General features: G+C 35.0%; 1 protein-coding gene. It reads left to right on the forward strand.

What is annotated here, in order from left to right; all coding sequences use genetic code 11:
• Positions 1 to 349, forward strand: a 349-nt coding sequence (locus tag KH400_RS22940; RefSeq protein ID WP_217228578.1) for a PD-(D/E)XK nuclease family protein, incomplete at both ends; no start/stop codon positions are given.

The raw sequence follows: 349 nt of genomic DNA on the forward strand, positions 1-349 counted from the left end.
AGATAATGGATTAACGAACGAAGCAGCGATTAGAGAAGCTGTTCGTGAAGAAGAAGAGCAATGGACCAACATGTCTATGTATGAGCACGAAATGAATATACTCATGAATAGTTATACTGATGAAGTTAAACAGGGCCTTGGAGAGACTATAGAAACAGAATGGCCGTTTGTTACTTCGATTGAAGGTGTAGATATTATCGGAGAAATTGATAAAGTGACGAGAAGGAATAGTGGATATCATATTATTGATTTTAAAACAAATAAGATCTTTCAATCAGGAAGTGAATTAGTAGATCTCTACTGGTCACAGCTTTATTTATATAAATTAGCTTACGAGCAAGAATCAGGT

The organism is Desertibacillus haloalkaliphilus, assembly GCF_019039105.1.
GTDB lineage: Bacteria > Bacillota > Bacilli > Bacillales > KJ1-10-99 > Desertibacillus > Desertibacillus haloalkaliphilus.